The sequence below is a fragment of the Nocardia sp. NBC_01503 genome (assembly GCF_036327755.1).
GTDB lineage: Bacteria > Actinomycetota > Actinomycetes > Mycobacteriales > Mycobacteriaceae > Nocardia.
In genome coordinates this window covers 6934387-6956291 of sequence record NZ_CP109596.1, presented here as the reverse complement: position 1 = coordinate 6956291, position 21905 = coordinate 6934387, and the positions used below count along the sequence as shown (strand labels likewise).

Annotated in this window: 28 protein-coding genes; 15 read left to right on the top strand and 13 right to left on the bottom strand. The window is 64.8% G+C overall.

The window, feature by feature from the left end:
* The first annotated feature begins 38 nt into the window (after positions 1-38).
* On the top strand, positions 39-578 hold the full coding sequence (locus tag OHB26_RS31895; RefSeq protein WP_330180958.1) for a hypothetical protein: 540 nt from the start codon (positions 39-41) through the stop codon (positions 576-578).
* A 170-nt stretch (positions 579-748) separates the two neighbouring features.
* Positions 749-1129, top strand: a complete 381-nt coding sequence (locus tag OHB26_RS31890) for a PPOX class F420-dependent oxidoreductase (protein WP_330180957.1) — start codon at positions 749-751, stop codon at positions 1127-1129.
* On the opposite strand, the gene OHB26_RS31885 is transcribed toward OHB26_RS31890, so the two are convergent.
* The 3 genes from OHB26_RS31885 to map form a co-directional block, all read right to left on the bottom strand.
* The gene (locus tag OHB26_RS31885) at positions 1126-1509 is read right to left on the bottom strand and encodes a PPOX class F420-dependent oxidoreductase (RefSeq protein ID WP_330180956.1); all 384 of its coding nucleotides are present in this window, start codon (positions 1507-1509) and stop codon (positions 1126-1128) included. The two genes, OHB26_RS31890 and OHB26_RS31885, sit on opposite strands and share 4 nt — an antisense overlap.
* Positions 1510-1518: 9 nt before the next feature.
* Complete coding sequence (locus OHB26_RS31880) at positions 1519-2202, bottom strand: TetR/AcrR family transcriptional regulator (RefSeq protein WP_330180955.1); 684 nt, start codon at positions 2200-2202, stop codon at positions 1519-1521.
* A gap of 170 nt (positions 2203-2372) precedes the next feature.
* Entirely contained in the window at positions 2373-3140 is a 768-nt protein-coding gene (gene map, locus OHB26_RS31875; RefSeq protein ID WP_330180954.1) for a type I methionyl aminopeptidase, read from the bottom strand.
* A gap of 77 nt (positions 3141-3217) precedes the next feature.
* Between map and OHB26_RS31870 the strand changes: the two genes are divergently transcribed.
* The gene (locus tag OHB26_RS31870; RefSeq protein ID WP_330180953.1) at positions 3218-3493 is read left to right on the top strand and encodes a helix-turn-helix transcriptional regulator; all 276 of its coding nucleotides are present in this window, start codon (positions 3218-3220) and stop codon (positions 3491-3493) included.
* Positions 3494-3518: 25 nt separating this feature from the next.
* Here OHB26_RS31870 and OHB26_RS31865 read toward each other — a convergent pair whose 3' ends face one another.
* Positions 3519-4556 carry a S1C family serine protease gene (locus OHB26_RS31865; protein ID WP_330180952.1) on the bottom strand — a complete coding sequence of 346 codons (1038 nt, stop codon included), beginning with the start codon at positions 4554-4556 and terminating at the stop codon, positions 3519-3521.
* A gap of 226 nt (positions 4557-4782) precedes the next feature.
* Between OHB26_RS31865 and OHB26_RS31860 the strand changes: the two genes are divergently transcribed.
* Positions 4783-4908: a hypothetical protein gene (locus OHB26_RS31860; RefSeq protein ID WP_330180951.1), complete on the top strand. Its 126-nt coding sequence runs from the start codon at positions 4783-4785 to the stop codon at positions 4906-4908.
* An 11-nt stretch (positions 4909-4919) separates the two neighbouring features.
* Here the strand turns inward: OHB26_RS31860 and OHB26_RS31855 are convergent, their stop codons facing one another.
* Positions 4920-5381 (bottom strand): phage tail protein, encoded by a 462-nt coding sequence (locus tag OHB26_RS31855; RefSeq protein WP_330180950.1) that lies wholly within the window; start codon positions 5379-5381, stop codon positions 4920-4922.
* 463 nt (positions 5382-5844) lie between these two features.
* On the opposite strand from OHB26_RS31855, the gene OHB26_RS31850 reads away from it, so the two are divergent.
* The 3 genes from OHB26_RS31850 (at position 5845) to OHB26_RS31840 (ending at position 8110) form a co-directional block, all read left to right on the top strand.
* The gene (locus tag OHB26_RS31850) at positions 5845-6315 is read left to right on the top strand and encodes a GNAT family N-acetyltransferase (protein ID WP_330180949.1); all 471 of its coding nucleotides are present in this window, start codon (positions 5845-5847) and stop codon (positions 6313-6315) included.
* Between the two features lie 472 nt (positions 6316-6787).
* Entirely contained in the window at positions 6788-7468 is a 681-nt protein-coding gene (locus tag OHB26_RS31845) for an SDR family NAD(P)-dependent oxidoreductase (protein WP_330180948.1), read from the top strand.
* A gap of 27 nt (positions 7469-7495) precedes the next feature.
* Positions 7496-8110: an SDR family oxidoreductase gene (locus OHB26_RS31840; protein WP_330180947.1), complete on the top strand. Its 615-nt coding sequence runs from the start codon at positions 7496-7498 to the stop codon at positions 8108-8110.
* A gap of 178 nt (positions 8111-8288) precedes the next feature.
* On the opposite strand, the gene OHB26_RS31835 is transcribed toward OHB26_RS31840, so the two are convergent.
* On the bottom strand, positions 8289-9044 hold the full coding sequence (locus tag OHB26_RS31835; protein WP_330180946.1) for a class I SAM-dependent methyltransferase: 756 nt from the start codon (positions 9042-9044) through the stop codon (positions 8289-8291).
* Positions 9045-9287: 243 nt separating this feature from the next.
* Between OHB26_RS31835 and OHB26_RS31830 the strand changes: the two genes are divergently transcribed.
* The 3 genes from OHB26_RS31830 (at position 9288) to OHB26_RS31820 (ending at position 12156) form a co-directional block, all read left to right on the top strand.
* The gene (locus OHB26_RS31830; protein WP_330180945.1) at positions 9288-10610 is read left to right on the top strand and encodes a family 1 glycosylhydrolase; all 1323 of its coding nucleotides are present in this window, start codon (positions 9288-9290) and stop codon (positions 10608-10610) included.
* 144 nt (positions 10611-10754) lie between these two features.
* Positions 10755-11417, top strand: a complete 663-nt coding sequence (locus OHB26_RS31825; protein ID WP_330185844.1) for a class I SAM-dependent DNA methyltransferase — start codon at positions 10755-10757, stop codon at positions 11415-11417.
* Between the two features lie 55 nt (positions 11418-11472).
* Positions 11473-12156, top strand: a complete 684-nt coding sequence (locus OHB26_RS31820) for a GAP family protein (protein ID WP_330180944.1) — start codon at positions 11473-11475, stop codon at positions 12154-12156.
* Positions 12157-12411: 255 nt separating this feature from the next.
* Here the strand turns inward: OHB26_RS31820 and OHB26_RS31815 are convergent, their stop codons facing one another.
* Positions 12412-12624: a thiol-disulfide oxidoreductase DCC family protein gene (locus OHB26_RS31815; protein WP_330185843.1), complete on the bottom strand. Its 213-nt coding sequence runs from the start codon at positions 12622-12624 to the stop codon at positions 12412-12414.
* Positions 12540-12821, bottom strand: a complete 282-nt coding sequence (locus OHB26_RS31810) for a hypothetical protein (RefSeq protein WP_330180943.1) — start codon at positions 12819-12821, stop codon at positions 12540-12542. Before OHB26_RS31810 ends, OHB26_RS31815 begins: the two co-directional genes overlap by 85 nt.
* A gap of 723 nt (positions 12822-13544) precedes the next feature.
* Between OHB26_RS31810 and OHB26_RS31805 the strand changes: the two genes are divergently transcribed.
* From OHB26_RS31805 to OHB26_RS31785, 5 genes are all read left to right on the top strand, one after another.
* The gene (locus OHB26_RS31805; protein ID WP_330180942.1) at positions 13545-13952 is read left to right on the top strand and encodes a hypothetical protein; all 408 of its coding nucleotides are present in this window, start codon (positions 13545-13547) and stop codon (positions 13950-13952) included.
* Positions 13953-13991: 39 nt separating this feature from the next.
* Complete coding sequence (locus OHB26_RS31800) at positions 13992-14288, top strand: DUF4383 domain-containing protein (protein ID WP_330180941.1); 297 nt, start codon at positions 13992-13994, stop codon at positions 14286-14288.
* Positions 14289-14532: 244 nt separating this feature from the next.
* Positions 14533-15408 carry an AraC family transcriptional regulator gene (locus tag OHB26_RS31795; RefSeq protein WP_330180940.1) on the top strand — a complete coding sequence of 292 codons (876 nt, stop codon included), beginning with the start codon at positions 14533-14535 and terminating at the stop codon, positions 15406-15408.
* Between the two features lie 19 nt (positions 15409-15427).
* The gene (locus OHB26_RS31790) at positions 15428-15844 is read left to right on the top strand and encodes a cupin domain-containing protein (protein ID WP_330180939.1); all 417 of its coding nucleotides are present in this window, start codon (positions 15428-15430) and stop codon (positions 15842-15844) included.
* A gap of 1 nt (position 15845) precedes the next feature.
* Positions 15846-16637: an SDR family NAD(P)-dependent oxidoreductase gene (locus tag OHB26_RS31785; protein ID WP_330180938.1), complete on the top strand. Its 792-nt coding sequence runs from the start codon at positions 15846-15848 to the stop codon at positions 16635-16637.
* Between the two features lie 328 nt (positions 16638-16965).
* On the opposite strand, the gene OHB26_RS31780 is transcribed toward OHB26_RS31785, so the two are convergent.
* The 5 genes from OHB26_RS31780 to OHB26_RS31760 form a co-directional block, all read right to left on the bottom strand.
* Positions 16966-17910, bottom strand: coding sequence for a nitrilase-related carbon-nitrogen hydrolase (locus tag OHB26_RS31780; RefSeq protein ID WP_330180937.1), 945 nt, complete (start codon positions 17908-17910; stop codon positions 16966-16968).
* A complete protein-coding gene (locus OHB26_RS31775; RefSeq protein ID WP_330180936.1) occupies positions 17907-19190 on the bottom strand; it encodes a pyridoxal-dependent decarboxylase in 1284 nt (427 codons plus the stop codon). The genes OHB26_RS31780 and OHB26_RS31775 overlap by 4 nt, the downstream gene beginning before the upstream one ends.
* 256 nt (positions 19191-19446) lie before the next feature.
* The gene (locus tag OHB26_RS31770; RefSeq protein ID WP_330180935.1) at positions 19447-19629 is read right to left on the bottom strand and encodes a hypothetical protein; all 183 of its coding nucleotides are present in this window, start codon (positions 19627-19629) and stop codon (positions 19447-19449) included.
* Positions 19630-19956: 327 nt separating this feature from the next.
* Entirely contained in the window at positions 19957-20445 is a 489-nt protein-coding gene (locus OHB26_RS31765) for a hypothetical protein (protein ID WP_330180934.1), read from the bottom strand.
* 449 nt (positions 20446-20894) lie between these two features.
* On the bottom strand, positions 20895-21698 hold the full coding sequence (locus tag OHB26_RS31760) for an alpha/beta fold hydrolase (protein ID WP_330180933.1): 804 nt from the start codon (positions 21696-21698) through the stop codon (positions 20895-20897).
* Between the last annotated feature and the right edge of the window lie 207 nt (positions 21699-21905).

Below are 21905 nucleotides of genomic sequence, written 5' to 3'. Positions count from 1 at the left end.
GAGCGGCGAATCGGCTCTTTCGAATACAGGTAATCATCATGAGAATAGCCAAATTCGCCGCAACTACACTTCTTTCCATAGCCGCGCTCTGCGTCGCCACCGTCACCGCTCACGGTGAACCGGCCATCGCGCAACCGGGCGTCAGTGGTGTCGATCGAGGGGTCGAGTACACCACCAGCCTGGCGCCCGATCACTCGGCGGTCACCACCACCCTCGCCGGTGGCAGGTTCGAAATGGCCGGTGGCACCGTCACTGTGCTCGGTCCGAGCGGGGAGACCCTCGCCTCGCTACCGCTGGCGTATCAACTGGCCGACCGGTCGGTTGACGTGATTCCCGAAATCGACGCCGCCGGAACCACATTGACCATGCGACCGGCGAGCACGGCCGATATCGCCACGCCCGCTGCCGATCCGGTGGCGCTACAGAATGTCGCCAATGCCGGATCGATTGTGGCCGGAGCCCTGATCGGCTGTGTGGTCGGCGCGGTCATCGGCATCTGGTTCTTCCTGGTCGGCGCGATCGTCGGCTGCGGGGTGGGCGGTCTGCTCGGGGCGATCATCGCCGATCAACAACTATGAGGTGAGCACGGCTGTGCGCGGGGCAGCACTCGGCCGTGCGCACGGCGGACCGCCGGACCGATTATCCGGCCCGGCGGTTCGACCGTGCTCGCGCGTACGCCTACGGTCGTAGGCGAATTTCCGCGCGTCGGCGGATGTGCACGCCCTACGGTGCGCAATACCGTTCAACCATGACTTGGAACGATCTGGCTCAGGCCAAATACGCCCTGCTCACCACGTACAAGAAGGACGGCACCCCGGCGAGCACGCCGGTCTGGATCGCCCCCGACGGTGAGCAGCTGGTGGTGTGGACCAATCCCAAGACCTGGAAGGTCAAGCGCATTCGCCGCAACCCGAGTGTCACCGTACAGATCTGTGACAACCGCGGGCGCCCGCGGGCCGATGAGGTGCTCCCCGGCAGTGCGCGGATTCTCGATGCCGCGGGCACCGAACACGTCCGCGCCGTGGTCTCCGCGAAGTACGGCCTGCTGGGCACACTGGCCATTCGCGGGCACAAGCTGATTCGCGGCGCGGACGCCTCGGTGGGCCTGGCGATAAGTCCGCAGGTCTAGGCGTCGGCGGTGATCTCGATACCCACGGTGCCGGTCTTACCGCGCCGCAGCGTGCTGCCGGTGACGATGAGATGACCCTGTAGTCCGTAGCGGCGCTTGACCAGGCCGCGCACCCGATCACCGCCCGCATCGTCCAGGATCTTCGCGGTGCCCTTGACGATATCGCCGTGCGCCTTGCCGCGCACATCGCACGCCTGCACGGTGACCTCCGGATTGCGCCGAATGCGCTTGACCTTCCAACTGTCGGTCACGGTCCAGATGTACAGGCGACCATTGTCGAGGGCGGCCCACAGTGGGGTACCGACCGGGGTGCCGTCCTTCTTGAAGGTGGTCAACAGGACGTACTTGGCGGTCCCCACGGGGCCGAACGGGTTATCCACGCCCGCAGCCTATCCGGTGCTCCGGGCTCCTACCATGCGCAGCGCCAGGGCGGCGTAGTCCTGGCCGAGTTGGATCGGGCTGCGGCGGTAGCCGGGGTGGTACCAGCGGGCGGTATCCACACAGAGCGAGAGCAGGGCGAGGGTGGTCACGCCCGGATCGGCGACGGTGAATTCGCCTGCGGCGGCGCCCGCGCCGACCAGATCGCGAATCAGGCCGTGGATGCCGAGTTGTACATCGAGTACCTCGGCGTGATGTTCGGGTGTCAGGTCCGTGAGGTGATTGAGCACCACGCGGACCGAGGCGCTGTGTTCGGCGTGCCAGGCGGTCAGCTCGCCGATGGTGGCCGCCAATCGGACCGCGGTTGTGCCCGGCGCACCGGCTGCGCTCTCGGCGACCTGCTTGGTCAACTGCGAAGACGAGAGGGAAATACGATGCAGCACCTCCTCTTTCGATCCGAAGTGGACGTAGAGGGCGGCGGGGCTGAGCCCGGCCCGGGCGGCGATATCGCGCGTGGTGGTGGCATGAAAGCCGCGTTCGGCGAAGGCGTCGATAGCGGCCAGGAAGATACGCCGTTGCCCTTCGGGAAAACGGCGCCGACCGCGCTCCGATCCGGTGAACGCGGCCGCCAGTGCTCCGCTGCCGGTGACCTCGGCCGCGTTCGGTTCGGGCGGTGGGTCGTGCTGGGTGTTCATCGAAACAGTATGGCGCGCGGACGGATTCCCGCTCGCAGGCACTGAACACCAACCGTCGCTTGGGAATACGGCGGTTGCCGGTTCTCTGTCCCCGCACCGCCCGACCGAGTCGGTGGTCGCCTCGACCGCAAGACCTACCTCGAATGATCCGCCGAGGTGTGCCTTGCGGATCAGGCGGCGCGGGTGAGGACCTGCGGGCCCGCCTCGGTGATCGCCACGGTGTGCTCGGAGTGTGCGGTGCGTGAGCCGTCGGCCGAGCGAATGGTCCAGCCGTCCGGGTCGGTGATGATGCGGTCGGTGGTGCGGGCGAACCAGGGTTCGATGGCGATGGTCAGGCCCGGGCGCAGGGTGTAGCCGCGGCCCGCGCGGCCGTGATTGGGGATGTGCGGGTCCTCGTGCATGGTGCGCCCGAGGCCGTGCCCGCCGAATTCGGTGTTCACCGGATAGCCGTAGGTCTGGGCGATCCGGGCGATGGCGGCGGAGATATCGCCGATTCGATTTCCGGGCAGCGCAACGGATATGGCGGCCTCCAGGGCCTCTTCGGTGGCGCGGACCAGGCGGGTGTCCGCCTCGGCGGCCGCGCCGACAATGACCGTGGTGGCCGAATCGGCGACCCAGCCGTCGATGCCGACCGCGAGATCGGCGGTCAGCACATCGCCGTCCCGGAGTGCGTAATCGAACGGAAGGCCGTGTAGCACAGCGTCATTCACCGAGAGACAGACGGTATTGCGGAACGGCCCGCGGCCGAACGAGGGGGAGTAGTCCCAATAGCAGGAGACCGCACCGCGTTCGCGAATGCGTTCGCGCACATAGGCTTCCAACTCCAGTAGATTCACCCCGACCTGTGCCCGGGCGCGCAGTTCGGTGAGTACGCTCGCGACGAATTCGCCGGTCACCCGCATGCGGGCGATCTCCGCCGTGGACTTGAGTTCAACCATGACAACCTCCGTATCGGTATTTTAATACCGACCATAGCGGGTTGCGGTATTTTTATACCAACCGTAAGGTGGCGGGCATGGTTCGACTACCCTTGACTCCGGCCCAGGTAGAGGCCGGGCGCCGCCTCGGCTCCGCCCTGCGTACCGCACGCGCCGGGCGGGACCTGGTCGAGATCGCCGTGGACGCGGGCATCTCCCCGGAGACGCTCCGCAAGATCGAATCCGGGCGTATGCCCACCCCCGCCTTCGGCACCGTGGTCGCGCTGAGCCGGGCACTGGGCATCTCCCTGGAGGAGTTGGCCGAGCATTGGCAGCCCGCCGTCGCCGAAACCGCGCGCCGCACGGCCTCCTGACCGCTTCGCCCGGTGTGAATCCCGTTCAGTCCACGGTCAATTCGACCGGGACGGCGATCACGTCGACCATGGCCCCATTGCGCAGCACCGTCACCGGTAGGGCGCGGCCGATGGCCTCGTCGAAGAGTTGGCGCTGAATGCCCTGGGCGTCCCGGACTTCGCGGCGTGCGACGCTGAGCACGAGATCGCCCCGGCGCAATCCGGCGTGATCGGCGGGGCCGCCCCGCACCACCTCCACGATGCGCAATCCGGCATCCTGGCCGGTCCGCGCCGCCACGCTCGCTGGCAGCGGTACGGGTACACCCACTATCCCGAGGTAGGCGCGCCGCACCCGGCCCTCGTGTAGCAGCGTGGTGATAATGCGGCGGGTGGTGATATTGATCGGAATCGCCAGGCCCAGGCCGATTCCGGCGACGGCGGTATTGACCCCGACCACGCGTCCCGCCGAATCCGCCAGTGCGCCACCGGAATTGCCGGGATTCAGCGCGGCGTCGGTTTGGATCACATCCTCGATGACCCGGGCCGCGCGGCCATTGCCGACCGGAACCGATCGGCCCAGTGCGCTGACCACGCCCGCCGTCACCGATCCGGCCAGCCCGAGCGGGCTGCCGACCGCGACCACCAATTGCCCGACGACCAGATTGTCGGCATCGCCCAGGGTGACCGTGGGTGGCGCACCGCCGCGCGCCCGCAGCACCGCCAGATCCGAGAGCGGATCGACGCCGATCACATCGAATCTGGACTCGACACCATCGGCGAACACGACCACACCGTTCTTGGCCGAACCCACCACGTGTGCGTTGGTGAGCAGGAATCCGTCATCGGTGAAGACCACCGCCGAGCCGCCACCGCGCCGCGTCTGCACGCTCGCCACATGCGGGGTCACCGCCTGCGCGACACCGATCACGGCGCGCGAGTATGCGTCCAGTGCGGCGGTTTCCGGTGCGGACGAGCCGTTTCCGGATACCGCATCTGAGCCGGGATGCTCGCCGGGCACGTCTGAGTTCTGCCGATCGGCCCCATCCGGGCTCGCCGCCGGCGAGAGCGCTGATTCGTCGGCCATGTGACCACCACCCGATTACATGATTACGTTGCCTGCTCCCAGGATGCCCGTGCGCGGGCGCAGCGGCATCCTTTTCGCTGGGGGCGCAATGTGATCGGGCCGGGAATTCGGCGGTGCGGTCGCGGCGTCAGTTCACCCGGAGGCGTTCAGGGGCGAATGCCTCCACGAGGTCGAGGGTCTTGCCGATCGGCCGGATCGGCGGGAAGCGACACGTAACCTCCTGAACGTGTCGGCGACCTGGCGCACCCTCCCCGACGTCGGGCACGTCCCCATGTACGACGACCCGGAGTTGGTGGCGCACACCATCCTCGAATGGACCGCCCGGGCCGCCGCCACCCGCGCGGCGGGCTGATCACCGCGTGATCAGTACTCGCCCTTGATCACGAAGTAGGATCCGCGAATCGTTCCCGCCAACTTGGATTTCTGCCTGGCGAATTTGAACGCGGAGAGCTCCTCGGGAACATCCATCCCGTCGGAGAGTTTGAATCCGACCGCCCGCTTCCCGCCATCGTCGACGGTGTACATCACATTGATCGACAGGCCGCTCTCGTAGAAGACATACGCCATCCGAATGTTCTCGACTTGAAAGGCAGTGGCCTCGAGCGGGCGAGCGGAAATCACGATCCCGCGCTCTTCCTCGAGAATCCGACTCACCCAATCGACGGTCGCCTTGGCCTTGCAGGCGGGCTCCACCGTGAAAACGTGGTCGTATTTGTTCTTGAAGTAGCGAGCCTCATTGGCCCGCAATCCCGCGAGCGCCTCCGCGACCGGTGACGATTCCAGGCCGACGGTGGAGACGGTATTGAAGTCCACGATATAGGTCACGTCGAACTCCTCTGCACGTCAGTCGTTGATCTTCCGTACCGATCGAACACTACAACGCAAAGTGCGTTCGGCGGTGAGGTCACCGGCGGCGGGTTCGAGTCATCCGGCCGGGGAGAATCGGTACACCAGGTTGAAAGCCACCAACGCACTGATGCCCAACCGCGCCCGACTCTCCCTCGGCCTCACCTGGACCGCCGCGACGAACACCTGGTCCGTGTGTCTTCGCCGCAGTCGTGCGGGCTGGCCGCTGCTTCCGGCCCTTGCGCTACTACCGCCGCGCCTATGAAGGCATCGAACGCGAGGCCGGACAGTCCATGCCGGATCGACTGTTGAATCGGTGACACTCGGCACGCCCGTATACGTGCCTTAGGTCTCTGGTGATGTGAATGACCCGATGGTCGACTGAAAGTGGTTGCCGCGCTGGTTCTTCGGTGGCCACTCTACTTCCGGAATGAAGGTCGCGATGAGTACTTCGGTCGGTGTCGGGTCGGATGTGTCGCTGCGCGCGATTACCGCGGAGACGGTGTACGAGGTGTGTGCGCTCAGCGAAACCCTGTCGCGGGAGCAACGAAAGTTGGTGGTCGACAACGGCGTATCGATCGCTCAGGCGTACTTCGCCGACGCGCCCTGGTTCCGCGGCATCTACTACGGCGAGGAGTTGGCCGGATTCCTCATGCTCGACCTCGCGATGGATTCCGACCGGCCCGGAGTGTGCCTGTGGCGCTTCATGATCGCCGGACCCCATCAGGGCAAGGGCATCGGCCGTCAAGCGATCGATATCGTGGCCAATCATCTCAAAGCCCGCGGGACCACTGCACTGTATGTCAGCTTCCGGCGCGGATCGGGCAGTGCGGAAGGCTTCTATCGTTCCCTGGGCTTCCAGCTCACCGGCTGCACGGTCGACGGCGAAATCGAGGCCGTCCTGCACTGGTGACCGACGACCAGGATTCAACTCACGCCGTTGATATTCGAGTGATGGGTGGGGCGAGCTCAGGCGTATGGGCCTTGCCCGATCGCCGACAGCAGCCAATCTATGACGACGAATTGCGGTGCGCCCATCAGGTACTGGGCAATTGCGTTGCTGATTCCGTTGAAGAATCTCAACATGGACGACCTCCTGTGCTGGGATGCGCGGTTCTCGGGCTACTCGGGCGCGGTGATTGGGAGACGTGACCTGGGAAAGGTCCAGGCAGGCGGATCTGGTCATACCCACCCTTTACAGTCCACCTCTCGGCACTGAAGTGACAGGGCCGAAGGTCAGCGAACGGGGTGAAAACTCCGCATCCGGTGGTTGAGTGCGTTTCTGACAACGTGAAACGCCTGGTGTGGTGCGGACCCGGGGGTATGCGCTCGGTCAACCCGATGTGACTCGACTACATGGCGATTCGGCGGCAAGATCAACGGTTATGAGCGATATCGCGCTGGTCACCGGCGGCAACCGAGGGATCGGCCGCGAGGTCTGCAGGCAGTTGGCCGACCGCGGGTTCACCGTGCTGCTGACTGCCCGGTCGGAGGCCGCCGGGAAGACCGCGGCCGCGGAGGCGGGCGCGATCCCCATGCGGTTGGATGTCACCGACAACACGAGCGTTGTCGGCGCGGCAGCGGAAGTGGAGCGCCGATACGGTCGGCTGGATGTGCTGATCAACAGTGCCGCAATCACTTACGACACCTGGCAGCTCGCGGAGAGCGCGGATTTGGCGGTCGTGCATGAGGCCGCGGAGACCAATCTCTATGGTCCCTGGCGGATGGTTCAGGCATTTCTTCCCTTGCTGCGCAAGAGCTCGCACCCCCGCATCGTGAATGTCTCCAGTGAGGCCGCGTCACTTGCCAGGATGGGCGGCGGCACCCCTGCCTACAACACCACCAAAGTCGCACTGAATGCCCTGACCCGCATGCTGGCCGCCGAGTTGCGTCCGGACCGCATCCTGGTCAACTCCATCTGCCCGGGCTGGGTGGCCACCGATATGGGTGGTCTCGGTGGTCGTCCCGTTGCCGAGGGTGCGGCCGGAATCGTCTGGGCCGCAACGCTTCCCGATTCGGGCCCGACCGGAGGTTTCTTCCGCGACGGTCGCCCCCTGCCCTGGTGACAGGGTTTGTCAACACAGGAGTTCCATATGAAGTATCTGGTCATCGGAGGCACCGGGCGTACCGGTCGGCGAGCGGTCGACCTGTTGCGCGACCTAGGACACGAGGTGGTCGTGGGCACCCGCCGCCCGCGCGACAATCACAGCGTCGCAGTCGATCTGGCGTCTCCACTGGATCCTCGGTTACTCGACGGCATCGACGGTGTCATCGTCTCGGTCGAGCCACCGGTGAATGACGCGGCCGCCGACGCGGTGATGAACGTCGGAATCGGCCGACTCGCCGAACTGGCTGCCGCAGCGAAGATCCCCGTCGTTCTGGTCTCCCAGATCTACATCACCCGCGCCGCCGAACACCCCGACATGGCGGGCATAATCCGCGCCCGCGGCGCCGGTGAACAGGCCCTGCGAGACAGCGGCACCCCGTATGCCATCGTCCGCCCGAGCTGGCTCACGGACGCCCCACCCACCGGCGTGCTTTTCGAACAAGGCGATCGCGGCGACGGCCGAGTCAGCCGCGCGACGGTCGCCCGAACGGCGGTAGCGGCCCTGCTGCATCCCGAATCCCACAGCAGGACATTCGAACTCTACGACGGCCCCACTCCAGCGGACTGGCCCACGGCCTTCACCGCCCTGACCGCCGACTGAAGATCTGTTGAGCTCCAGGGTATGACTTACCCCGGTAGTGACTCGGCGTCGAGGGTGGCGCGGTTGGCGAACGTAGCGGCTCGAGTACTGGGCGTGCCCCGACACCTCCGACCCTGAAGAGATGTTCTTCGTGAGCCCGCTGGTGCGGGAAGCGCTTCGGCGGTGCCAGCCGCCCCGGTCAGTCCGCTTCTAGCACGAAGAACAGGAAGCCCAGGAAGCTTGTGCCTGGGACCTCGCGGAATGCCTCGGGAAACAGCTCGCGGGCGGCGGGTACCGGCGGCGGTTCACTGATCACGCTGATGCGAAAGCCCGCCGCGGTGAAAACATCGGTCATCGCGTGCAGTGGTCGGTCCCAGAAGCTCAACCGGGCGATCTGGCCGCCCATGGTCCACTCTTCGGTGCGCTCGCGGGTCTGGAAGTAGTCCGTCTTCTCGCCCGACGAGCGTTCCGCGAGCCAGATCGCGAAAGGATGCTCCACCGAGACGATGAGTCGGCCGCCGGGCCGGAGCACCCGCCGCACTTCGGTCAGCGTCGGTTTCCAATCTCGCAGGTAGTGCAGCACCAATGAGGCGGCGACATCGTCGAACGTGTTGTCGGGAAACGGAAGTGGGTCGGCGAGATCGGCGATCCGCAGATCCGCCTCGGTGCCCAGTCGCCCACGTGCGAGCTCCAGCATTCCCGCGCTCGCGTCGATGCCTGTCACGGTGGCGCCTCGATCGCGCAGCTCGGCGAACAAGGGGCCCGAACCGCAGCCCGCGTCTAGAATCCGTCGGCCGGTCACCTCCCCGGCCAGCTCCAACATCGCGGGCCGTTCGTAGTACGCGTTCAGCAGGCTGGTCTCATTCTCGGTGGTGTATCCCTCGGCGATGCTGTCGTAGTTGTACGCCTGCGCCGGATCAGCGGGAATCCGAGAGCCTTCTGGAACCGTTGTCATACAACCCATCCTGGCATGGCGGCATGTGCCTGTGCTGTAAAGGGCTGGCAGCCAAGCAGTTTCGACCTTTCTTCGGTACGCCCGGTTCGGAAGTCGGTGTGGGATGGGCTCGACGGGTCAGAAGGACGGGTGATGTTGTGCCAAACCACTATCGACCTGGCATATCACCGAGATAAAGCTCAGCTATCCAGGAGTAAGTAACCGCATTCACTCAATTCGAGTACTGGTCCGGGAGAAGTGCTGATGCGCACTCGACTTCGCTGTCTCGTCGCGGCCGTGCTCGTCATAGCCGCCAACCTGCTCCTGGTACCCGGTGCTGCGCGCACCGCGCCGGAAAGAACCATCGGTGTACTCGGTGACGGATTTCTGTGGGGTGTGGCGGCCTCCGGATTCCAATCCGAAGGCCAGTCACCCGACAGCAATTGGACCCGCTACATCGAAGCCAATCCGGGCTGGGACCGCCTCGGCGATTCCGTCGATTTCCATTCCCGGTTCCGGTCGGACATCGCTCTGGCGAAGAACCTCGGCGTCAAGGTGTTTCGGATCGGTGTGGAGTGGGCGCGGCTGGAACCCCAACCGGGAGTATGGGATTCGTCCGCCTTCGCGTTCTATGACGATGTGGTCGACGCTATTGTTTCGGCGGGTATGCGACCCATGCTGACCCTGGATCACTGGGTGTATCCGGGTTGGGAAGCCGACCGGGGTGGCTGGCGCAATCCCGGCATGGTGGGGGACTGGCTCACCAATATGAGCAAGGTTGTCGACCACTACGCCGCACGCGATCCGATCTGGGTGACCGTCAATGAGCCGGTCGCCTACATCATGCATGAAGTGAACCGGAACGGGACCGACGCCGAGCAGATGCTGAACCGAGTCGCGCAGGCGCACAACAGCATCTACGACTACATCCACCGGGTCCAGCCGAATGCTTTGGTGACCAGCAATGTCGGTTACGTCGCCGGGGCGGAGTCGCAGGTCAACGGACCACTGCTGGAACTCATCGGCGACAAACTCGATTTCATCGGAATCGACTACTACTTCGGCTACGAACCGCCGACGCTCGCCGCCGCGCCCGCATCCGATGGCTCGGCCCCTGCCCCGGCGGGCATGTGGGATCTTCCGGTCCGCCCCGAGGGAATCTACTTTGCACTGCAACACTATTCGCGACGATTCCCCGGCAAACCATTGTGGATCGTGGAGAACGGTATTCCCACCGAGAACGGTCAACCCCGCGCCGACGGCTACACCCGCTCAAAGCATCTGCGCGACACCGTCTATTGGCTGCAGCGCGCGAAATCCGACGGCATGAACGTCATCGGCTACAACTACTGGAGCCTGACCGACAACTATGAATGGAGTTCCTACACACCACGATTCGGCCTCTACACGGTGAACGTACACACCGACCCAACCCTGAAACGCATACCCACCGACGCGGTCGACACCTACCACGACATCATCGACCACGACGGCGTGCCCGCCGACTACCTACCGGCCCGCCCACCCGCCGACTGCCAGCTGATCGACCCACCGGCCAGCTGCGACACCCCTGTCACCGCACCCTGAAATGATCTGGTCACTGTCGAACATGCATGGCGTGATGCTGGTCGCGCCGGGCGAGAGCTATGGAAATGCTTGTGGTTCAGGTGAATTCAAGCAGGTTCGAAGAACGTCTCGCCAGGCGTCCTCGGGTAGTCTGCGGACGTGGGGATGGAGCCGGGCGGCAACAGTTGGCTGGAAGACACCCGGACCTCGTACGACACTGTGGCCGAGAGCTATGCGGACCTGACACGTCACCTTCTCGAGGAAACGCCCGAAGAGCGTGCTGTCCTGGCGAGATTCGCCGACCGGGTGCGCACCCGGGGAGGGGGTCCGGTCGCGGACGTTGGATGTGGGACGGGACGCATCACCGCGCACCTTCGTGAGTTGGGCGTGGATGCCTTCGGAATCGACTTGTCGCCCGGAATGATCGAGGTGGCCAGGCGCGATCACCCTGGCCTCCGGTTCGATATCGGCTCGATGACAGACCTTCCTCTCGGGGACGGCTCCCTGTCCGGCCTGGTCGCGTGGTATTCGCTGATCCACATTCCGGATGACGAGATCGGTTCCGTCTTCGCGCATTTCCAGCGAGTACTCCAACCCGGCGGCCCCCTGTTGATCGGCTTCCACGTCGGAGACGAGTCGCAATTGAAGACCCAAGGCTACGGCGGGCACCTGATCAACCTCTACGTCCATCGTCGCGGGCACTGTCAGATGAGCGTGTTGCTCGAGGATCACGGCTTCGCCATCGACGCACAGCGAACTCTCACCTCCGCCGAGAGCTCACTCGGAGGGATCATTCTCGCCCGTCGCGCTGAATTGCCCGTCCTGTAGAAGTTCATTGCCGAGGGCTGCGGCGGTCGGCACCTACCGTATGGTCGGTAGCGTCATGTTGATCTTCCTATTGGCGCTCGCAGGGTTCGCCCTCATCGATTCACTGCACGTCCTGAACATAGGGATTACGGCGGCGGTGGTCGTTGACAGTCGACTGAGTCGTCGTTCGCCCGTCCCCGGCGCTTTGAGCTTCATCGCGGGAATATTTGCTGTCACAACAGCTTTCGGTATCTGCACCGTGCTCGGATTGAGCTTTCTCACCGATCTGTTTCACTTCGAGTTCACTCCGGCGGTTCGCTATCGGGGAGAACTCGCGGTCGGTGTGGTGCTGCTGATATTCGGTGCCGTTCGGTTGCCCGGGAGTGCGGCGGAGGCGATACCGCCTTGGGCGATCGAGGCGCGACGGCGTCCGTGGCTACTCGGGTTGATCGGAGCGGGTATGGGCCTCGCTCAGGCGCCGACGGCAGTTCCGTATCTGGCGGCGCTGGCGATGCTCTCGGTTCGTGAACCCCGGCCCGCATTGTGGCCGTTGATCGTGATCGCGTATTGCCTTATCGCGCTACTGCCGCCGATCCTGGTCCTGTATACCTCGACCCGACGCTCGACCCGCGCGAGGCGCTCCTATCGCGCGGTTATCCGAGCCCTGAACCGATTCGGTCCACTCTCGGTTCGCATTCTCTTTCTGATATTCGGTGCCGTGCTCGTGGTCGATGCGCTCCGGAACTACTCCCGGTTGTAGGGACAGTCAGTCACCCAGTTTCGATCCGCCCGAGTGGCTACCGGCTGCCCGCAAACCGAAGACGTCACGATGGCCGCGCGCGGTGTCCATGTTCCCGTTCTGGGAGCGTCGAGCGCGACCGCGGTCGCGTTGCCCGCCGGAGCAAGCCATTCGACGACGTTGGCGTCGTCTTTGTCGTGTCGACTTCCGAACAGTACGGCTGAGAAGCCGACAGAGACCGCGCGGCCGCTACTGAGCGCGGGCCGGGTACGGCCCTCAATCGTGCTTCGGGCCGGGGAAAGCGCACGCGGGAGTGCCGCCGGGTAGGCGGTGCCGGTTCTTGGCGACGAGGCGGTAGAGGGCGGCGGCGAGCCAGCTGATCGGCGGATTCAGCATGATTGCGCCTACTGCACGCCACGGCTGGGCCGCACGACGCAAGAGCAGTGCGCCGGCGCGGGCACCTGAGGCTCGGCTGCTGTCATCACCAATCCACTGAACCGCGGTTCGACCTGTTGTTCGGTCAGCCCTAAGGCTGGCAGGTCGATCCGTTGCCAGGGAGTGAAATCGACGTCCGGCCCTATTCGATGCCGGATGAAATCAACGCTGGCGGTGCAGAATGCGCAGTCGCCATCGAATACCACCAACGGTCGTCGTGCTGACTGCGGAGTGAATGCTGATTCCGTCATGGGGTTGCCTCCCTTGGGATCTCACAATCGATCCTAGAGTTTCAGCGACTCGCGGGGAATCTCGCGAACGGCCGCTGAGAGTGAAGTCACCTGACGCGACCATCGGATGACACGGATGTTATTGCGGCGCTGTGGGGCTCGCTTCTTGACCGTGTCGCGGCGGCGGTTTTCGTCAGCGCCTTGCGTGGTATGGGGGCGTCTGATCGCAGTCGCCAGTAGCGGGTTGCCATTCCGGGGCACGTGGGAACACGATGAGAATAGAAATGAGCTACAGCGCAGGCGATTTCGATGCCGTACGGAGGCAGGTGCAGTATCTGAAACTGGTCGAGCTGGTCCGATAGTGGAGGGCGCGGACGATGATGTCCGAGGTACGCTTTCGTCGGTGTCATGGCGCGCGGTTTTCTGGGAAGACTCTCGGGCCAAAAACCATGCACCTACTGCTGTGGTTACATGCCGAAGGAGCAGCAAATTTCGATATCAATCGCCGCGATTGTCGTTGCCTTTGAACAGGTTCACTGAACTATGAGGGCCATCGACACCAGGATCGCCCGCGCCGCATCGAGACTCGCTCCGCATGGCCGCCGCAACGCCACTTTGTCTCCAGCGGACGAGCTTGCCATTCGGTCATGCGCACCATCATGACCGGTTCGGCCGGCGTGGGATGCGCCCTGAGCGCGCGTTGTTGATCAGGTGGTTCAGCCCTCGGAGTCGTAAGCTCCTGCTGTGAACACGGGTGGGGCGGGATCGGCTGTGCCGGATCGACGGAAGAAGCGGTATTCACAGATCAGATCGGTTGCCACGCTGCTCGCCCTCGGCGTATATCTCGCTGCGGCAACCAGATTGATCGGCAGCGAAGAAATCTACGATGTGGTCGCGGGGCGTCTGTTCGCTCTTGCCATTCTTATCAGCGTTGTGGCGCTCTTTTTCGCCCTTCTCGGGCAAGAACCAGCCGCGCGAGGTAGTTGGCGGAGGGGATGGACAAAGCGGCGCGTATCTTTGCTCGCCTTCTCCGTCGTGCTACTTGCGAGCGCTACCTGGTCGTTCTTCGGCCGGGGCACGGTGATGAACCAGCTGTTGGGGCACACGACCATGATTGCTTCCATGCTCGTCATCGCGTGGAGCTCGGATTGAGTTCAGCGGCAATTGATGCGCCCTTGCGTGCCCCGGTGCTTGACTAGGACGGGCAATGGCTGGCACGCCCTGTTCCACCTGATCACGGGGTTGGCGGGACTCGTCCTGGCTCCCGTACGCTCCCGTTCCCTCGCCTACACCCGGGTGTGCGGGCTGTTCTATCTCCTCATCGCCGCACTGGGATTCACCGGTGGTGACCACGTCCTGCACATGATGGCGGTCGACAACTTCGGAAATGTCGTGCACACCATCGAGGGCGGGATCATGATCGGTGTCGGCGGGTTGGCCGCCGCCGGCGCACGCGTAATCGCGCAGCCTGCGGTTCGACGCGTGTAGCTCCACCAGCTCCCGGCTTCGCTTCGGTCCAGCCACCTTTGGTTGGTTATGCGGGTGAACTTTGACACCGGTTGCTGGCGAAGGTGGGTATCGCCGGCGTTCTGAAGATGTTGGAACTGGCGAATTTTGACACCGGGTCGAGGCTTGTGGCGCGACGATTCGTGTGCTGCTTACAAGAACACATGATCGACGAGATCCTGCGTGAGGATCTGTCGGCAGCTGCCGGCGCTCGTAGCATGAAACGGTGCGATCCAGCGAGCACGGGCAGGACCGAGACCGCGGACAAACAGCGGCCTGGGATGTCGCGCGACCGGCGCGGCCGATCAGCATCGCCGGGGTCGGTATGGCCGGATTCCGCGGCCATACCACCGGGCCGATCGAGCTGAGGGTCGTCCCGCACCCAGCCCTCACACTGGTCGTCGAGTTCGGTGACGGTCCCCTCGTCGTGGACGACGCCCTCGGTCGGCGAGAGCTGGGCGGGCTGGTCGCCGGACTCGCACCTGACGCGGTTCGTCTGCGCGGAAGCGACATCGAATGCGTCGAGGTTCGTCTGACCCCGCAAGCCGCGCACACCGTGCTGGGCGTGCGCCCGGGCGAGCTGCCGCGCGCCGTGGTCGCTCTCGACGAACTGTGGGGCCGGGGCGCATCGCGCATTCGGGAGCAGCTGCATGATGCCGCGACGTGGGAGGACCGGTTCGCCTCGGTGGAGACGCTGCTTGCCGGCCGTGGCGACGTTGGGTTGGCCATGCATCCCGAGGTGGCCTGGGCCTGGCGCCGGATCGTCGCCAGCCGCGGCGCGGCACGAGTCGAGGACCTGGCGGTCGAGCTCGGTTGGAGCCGCAAACGGCTTTGGACGCGCTTCGGATCGCAAGTGGGACTGCCGCCGAAGCGAGCCGCCAGGTTAGTGCGCTTCCATCACGCCGCCCGCCGCCTGGCCCTCGGGCACCCCCCGGCGCGGGTCGCGGCCGACTGCGGCTACGTCGACCAATCCCATCTGCATCGCGAGGTCGTGGCGTTCAGCGGTGCGACGCCCACGACGCTGGCCGGTGACCAGGAGTTCGCCGCGGACCACGCCGGGTTCGCCAGGAACGGAACATTCGTACAAGACCCACCGGGGTGACACGACCCAGGGTGGGGGCATGCGCATCTACGATCCGGTCGCCGTGGCCGCGAACCTCTCATCCTTCGAGTTCGTCCAGGAACTGGCACCGTTCAACGCCTCGTCCTTCGGCATGTATCGCGCCGACGCGGCTGACGCCTCGGCCTGGGAGCTGCACCCCGACACCGACGAACTGTTGATGGTCCTGCGCGGCGAGGTCACGGTCGAAATCCTCACCGCCACCTACCGGCACCAACTCGCACTGTCGGCCGGGCAGTTCACGGTCGTGCCGAAAGGCCACTGGCACCGCCACATCCGGGCACGCGACGTCGTCGAAATGTTCTACACCCCAGGTGCCAGCGTGAACTCCGACGCTGACGACCCCCGCATCATCTCGACCGCCGCGGCAGCGACCGATTCCGGGGCCGCCCCCACCACAATCGATCGGAACAATTGACATGAACCTCCAAGGCGCGAAGGTGCTGTTGACCGGAGCCACCGGCGGGATCGGCCACGCGCTGGCAATAGCACTGGCCGAGCGCGGCGGGCAGATGATCCTGACCGGTCGCCGCACCGGCCTTCTCGAGCCGCTGGCCCAGAAGCTGGGCGGCAGGGCCGTGCACGCCGACCTGACCGATCCGGACTCCGTGCACGAACTGCTCGCCGAAGCGGGCGAGATCGACGTGCTCGTGGCCAACGCCGCCCTGCCTGCGACAGGTCTGCTGGCCGATTACACCCTCGACCAAATCGACCGAGCCCTCGACGTCAACCTCCGTGCACCCATCGTGATGACCAAACTCGCCTCCGAACAGATGGCTGTTCGCCGCCGTGGTCACCTCGTCTTCATCTCCTCCCTGTCCGGCAAAACCGCCTCCGCGCAGGCATCGCTCTACAACGCCACCAAATTCGGACTACGCGGCTTCGCCCTCGCCCTGCGTGAAGACATGCGACCCCACAACGTGGGCGTCTCAACGATATTCCCCGGCTACATCAGCGACGCGGGCATGTTCGCCGACTCCGGCGCCGCACTGCCCCGAGGGGCCCGCACCAGATCACCGCACGACGTCGCCCGCGCAACCGTACGCGCTATCGAGAACAACATCGCCGAAATCGACGTCGCCCCGCTCGGCCTGCGGACCGTCGCACTGCTCGGCGGCATCGCCCCACGCCTGTCGGCCGCGATCCAACGCCGCAGCGGCAGCGACAAAGTCACCCAACAGCTCGCCGAAGGCCAACGCTACAAACGATGAAGGCAGCCGACATTCGGCCGGATCCTCGTTCGCCGATTCCGAGGAACGGGCGTCGTGACACTCGGAGCCGGGCTCGCTCTCGCGAACGCGGCGCACCTGTTCCAGCCGGGGACGCTCGTCGCGGAGAACCAGGCGATCCTGCGACACCCCATCTGGACAGTCCGAGCCGAAGCTCACCGAGTTCGGCAGTCGCTCCGACGCACCCTCGATCCCCACTCATAGCCCAGACCTCCGACCAAACAGCCGCGCAGAACGGCGGAACACACAGCGAGAGAACGTGTTCAAACTCTGGTCGGCCAATGAGACCCTGATCCACGCCAGACTGTTGTCACACTCCGGCGCGCAGGTTCAGGTTCAGGCCGAGTCGGTTATCGGTGAGGTGGCGGCCTTCGGGGCTGAAGCGGCGGTGGGCGTCGGGGCGGCAGTCGGCGATGAACAGGGCGTCATGATGCTGATGTTCGGGTCCGGCGGCGATGACCGGTTCTCCCGTCGGTGACCAGATGCCCGAGTTCGCGCGGTACTGCCAGCAGCCGGCGTCGGTCTCCTCCCAGCCGCGCCGATTGCAGTAGGCGACGAACATGCCCCAGACGCTCGCCATCGCCGGGATGATGTGGCGGGTCGCGTCCTGATAGGGCACCAGCGAGGGGCTGCCGTCAGCGAGGGTGAAATGCCGGTCCGCGGCGGTCGGGCCGATGACGATCCGGGCTCCCTGTTCGGCCAGATACTGATAGAGGGGTGGGAACTCGCATTCGTAGCAGTTGAGTATGCCCACCGTCATTCCGTTGATCTCCACGACCGGAGGCAGTTCGGATCCGAAGCTGTAGTTGCGTCGCTCGGCCGCACCGTACAGGTGTGTCTTGCGATAGTTCGCCGCCACCGTCCCATCCGCGGTGACGCAGGCGATGGCGTCGTAGAAGCGTGAACCGCCTTCGTGCGGTTCACGTTCCGGGTATGGCAGCACGATCGCGATCTCGGCGTCCTTGGCTGCGCGCCGGGCGCGTTCCACACTCGGACCGTCGACGGTCTCGGCCAGCGCGTCTCGCTCGCTCACCCCGATGGCGTATCCGGTGTTGTATTTCTCGGGGAACACCACGAGTTGCGCGCGGTATTCGGCCGCCTTACGGACGATGTGTTCGAGCCGTTCCATATTCTGTTCCACCGCCGCCGCGGTGCCGACTTCCCCCGCGCCCTGGTACAGGGCGATCCTCAGCCCGCCGCCCTCGGGCGGGGGATCGAGAGCGAGCAGGTCCGCGACGATCTCGACAGTGGTCACAGCATTCCTCCTGATGCGACGGCGACCGGCTCGGCCCCGATTCGATTGCTGCGGTGCGTTGTTCGTAGTGCGACTTGCAGATCTCCGGTGAGCTGATCGGCCAGCTCGGTACCCATGTCCGGGCGGCACACGATCCGCAGTGCGCGCTGTCCCGACCATGGCATGTCATAGGTGGGCACCCGCCATCCGCGGGTATGCAGGGCCGCCGCGACGGTCTCCACGCGCTCACGCGGGCCCGCCGCCACCACGATCGGCAGCTGGCCGGGATCGGATACGCGAACCAGTTCGGGGTCCGTGTCCAGGATCGCCGCGAGCGCGGTCGCGGTCTGGGCGCATCGGCGCAGGATTCGCGTATAGCCGTCGACTCCGTAGCCGAGAATGTTGAAGTACTGGTGGGCGACATGGGCGGCCGGCCGGGAGTACCCGAGGCCGAGAGTGCGGGTGCTGCCGCTGAGATAGTCACTGTCGCAAAACATTTCATCGGGCAGCGCGGAACGGTCACGCCACATGATCCACCCGAGAGTGGGCGGGACCATGCCGTACTTGTGTCCTGAGGTGTTGATCGAGCGGACCCTCGGGAGGCGGAAATCCCACTCGCGATCCGGTCGCAGGAAAGGGACCGAGAAGCCGCCCGAGGCCGCGTCCACGTGGATGTCGATATCGACGCCGGACCGGGCGTACAGGTCGTCCAGGCCGACCTGGATATCCTCGATCGGGTCGGTCAATCCGGTGTACGTCGCGCCCAAGGTCGCCACGACTCCGATGGTGTTCGCGTCACATGCGCTCGAAAGTGTTGTCGGGCAAGCGGTCTGAGTCCGCGGGTGCACCGCCACGACTCGTGGTTCGATACCGATGAATCGGCACAGCTGCCGCCAGCACACATGCGCGTTCGCGGCCATCACCAGGTTGGGGCGAGCCGTTCGGGTGCTCCCGGTCGGGCATTTGGTCCACCACAGCGCGGTCGCGGCCAATTGCGCGGCCTCGCTCGATCCGAATGTCGACATCCCCGACACCGCGCAGTTCGAGACCGGCTGTAGATTCCACCGCCGGGCCAGAAATCCCAGGCAACCGGATTCGAAGAGACCTACACACGGGTATTCTTCCCGGTTCACCGCATTGTAGGCAAGCATCCGGCCGTGAATTCCGATGCCCTCCAACGGAATCGCGGCCGTCGAGAACGTCGCCAGATTACGGCGTGGATCGCCGACCGACGCGGCGATCGCCTCGACCTGTCGAGCCGCCATACGCGTGCCGATACCAATCGAGAAACCGTCGCTCATCAAGCCCTCACCCTCAGTTGCGCATCAATACCGAGACATTTCGGAAGCACAGGCGGATCAAGCCACAGCGAACGGAAACAAGATCGAACAGATTTCTACCATGTTCTACCACGCGGATCCGGGACGGCCATACCGTCGAAGAAAGATGCGCCGTCGACCTCGGGCACCAAGCATTTGAGCGGCTATCCGAGGCGTACCGGCCACCGCCTCGGCCCCGAGTGTGTCCGACCCTCCTGAGTTCCGGTGTCTGCGAGGTCTATTGCAGGGCGAGTATTCGTGCCGGTGTGGTGAATTGGCGGAAGCTGTCGACGAAATCCTTCAGCGCGTGGCGGTCTTCGTCACCGGCCGGGCGGTAGCCACGTTCGGCGGTCACCACGACGAGGTCACCGGCTCGTATCCGTAGCACGTCCCAGCACACCGGCAGTACGAGGGCGTTCACCGTACGTCCGTGGCAGCTGATTGTGATATAGGAGCTGTATCGGCTCGCTACAGCTGCCAAGTCCTCCGCCGTGTCCTCTGTCAGAGCTCCGGCCGCCCGGAATTCCTCGAAGTGCATGTCATTTCCTCCGCGTCTCCCTGTTCGCGTCACCGCCGCCCAGCTTATGCACCGCCAGACAATCGAACACACCGAACTCGGTATGACGGTCCGTCACCGACTCATGAGATGACTTCCGGCCGTTGATCTTTCGCATGCCGACTCTCACCGCTTCGGACCAGCGCGAGTGGGCGGGGGTTCGAGCCGATCGAAGAACATTGAAAGTCCTTGTCACCGAGGCACTTCCCGATCGCGACGAGCGTTGAGGCACAACCACAATGCGCCCGCGAGCAGCAGACCGGGAGAGATGATCGGCATCACCGCGGCGATGGTGAAGTCGGCTTCGACGAACGTGTGGCTACGGTTATTGGTATAGGTGAAATCGCGGGCGTCGGCCCAGATCAGAGTGAATGCGATGGCGCAGACCGCCAGCGAACCGAGGGCTTGGATGCAGGCCAACACGAGTACCGCACCGAGTTTCGCGCGGGTTTGGACTCTTTCGAACAACAGAGTGGCAGCAAGCATCAGGGTTGCCGATCCAGCGAGCACCATCCAGACACCGGGCGTGCCGAGTTCCTGGGAAGACTTCATCACGGAGTACTGATCCCTGAAGCCGGGATAGTCCACCAGCGGGACATACAGACCGGAAAGCGTCCCGAAGCTGCCCAATCCCAGCATAACTCGCCCGGCGGTGCGCGCCTTTGCCTCGTCGCCGGACACCGATTCTTCGACCGTGCGCTCATTGTCATCAGTTGTCACAGATGCCGAGTCTGCCAGTCGGGTTATCGAAAGGCGTGAACGTGCCGCGGCGCCTGGGCCGTTTCACTCCTTCCATGGACCGAATTCTCGACAATGTCACCCTGTTCCGGCCGGGGAGGATCCGGATCATGCCGAGGCGGCAGTAGTGGAGACCGGGCCGAATCAGCCTGAAGGATCAGCCGGTACAACGGCCCGGCGAACGACTCACCGACATCGTGATCGACCGACACCAAGGCAACGCCCGCTCGACTATCGGCATCGATCACAGGGCTCAGCAACTTGTTGATCTCAGCGGCACCGACCACCGGCGAGACGATGGTCGGGCCATCGTGCCTGCGTATCCTCGCGCTCGCCACCGCTGAGAAGCTCGGGTGCGGTCGGTATGAGGTTGATTGCCGTGGATGCTGTTGTCAGCGGGCGAGGAAGCTCTTCAGGGTTGGGGTGAAGAGTTTGGGTTTGACCTGGTGGGATTGGCCGGGGAGTTCGGCGTAGTGGGCGGTGGGGATGGCTTGGGCCAGGGCGGTGTTGCCGTGGTGCATCCATTTGGGGCTTTTGGAGCCTACGAAGATCATGGTGGGGGCGGTGATGTAGGTGTAGCGGTCGGTGGGGATGGGGGTGCCGTCGAGGGCGTCGGACATGAAGCGGCTGTCGTAGGGGAGGGTGTGGGCGGATTTCTTGAGTTTGGACCAGCCGGGCATCAGGGGGAATGCGGCCACCGTCAGGGCGGGGGCGCCTACGCCGGTGTGCATGAAGTATCGGATTGCGGCGCCGCGCTTTTCGGCGGTGATGAGATCGCTCAGCCGGCGGTGGTAGTCGGCGGGGGCCGGTTTGCGGGAGCCGTCGGTGACCAAGGGGAATTCGTAGAGGCCGAGTTTGTCGACGGCGAGGCCGTGACGGATGGCCTCCAGCGCGAGCGGCACGCCCGACGAGAAGGCGCAGATGTGCACGGGCTCACCGGCTTCGGCGGCCACCGAGGCGAGATCCTCGATTTCGCGTTGCGGGTCGTAGGGCTGGGTGTCACCGCTTTCGCCGCGGCCGCGGCGATCGTAGGTGTAGACGGTGTAGCTATCCGAGAGTTCCTTGGCCACCGGGGTGCTGGGCCCCATATCGCGGTGGCAGAACGCGCCGTCGACCAGCAGGACGGCGGGGCCGGTGCCGATCTTGGAATACGCGATGACGGTGCCGTCCTTGGAGATCACGGTCGAGGTGCTCATAGTGATGGTTCGGTCCTTCGGTGCGAACGCTGGACGAGAGCGCTACGGATTGAAGCGGGTGTGTAGCCGAAGGAATCATCGCGTGGCAGAGCGGATTTGGCGATCACTTCGCGTGTTGCCGTGTGTTGGCCCGCGAGTCGACAGCCGCAGGGCGTGTCGCAGCCGGGCCTGCGGAGTGTCCCGCACCGCCGTGATCAGCCGGTGCGG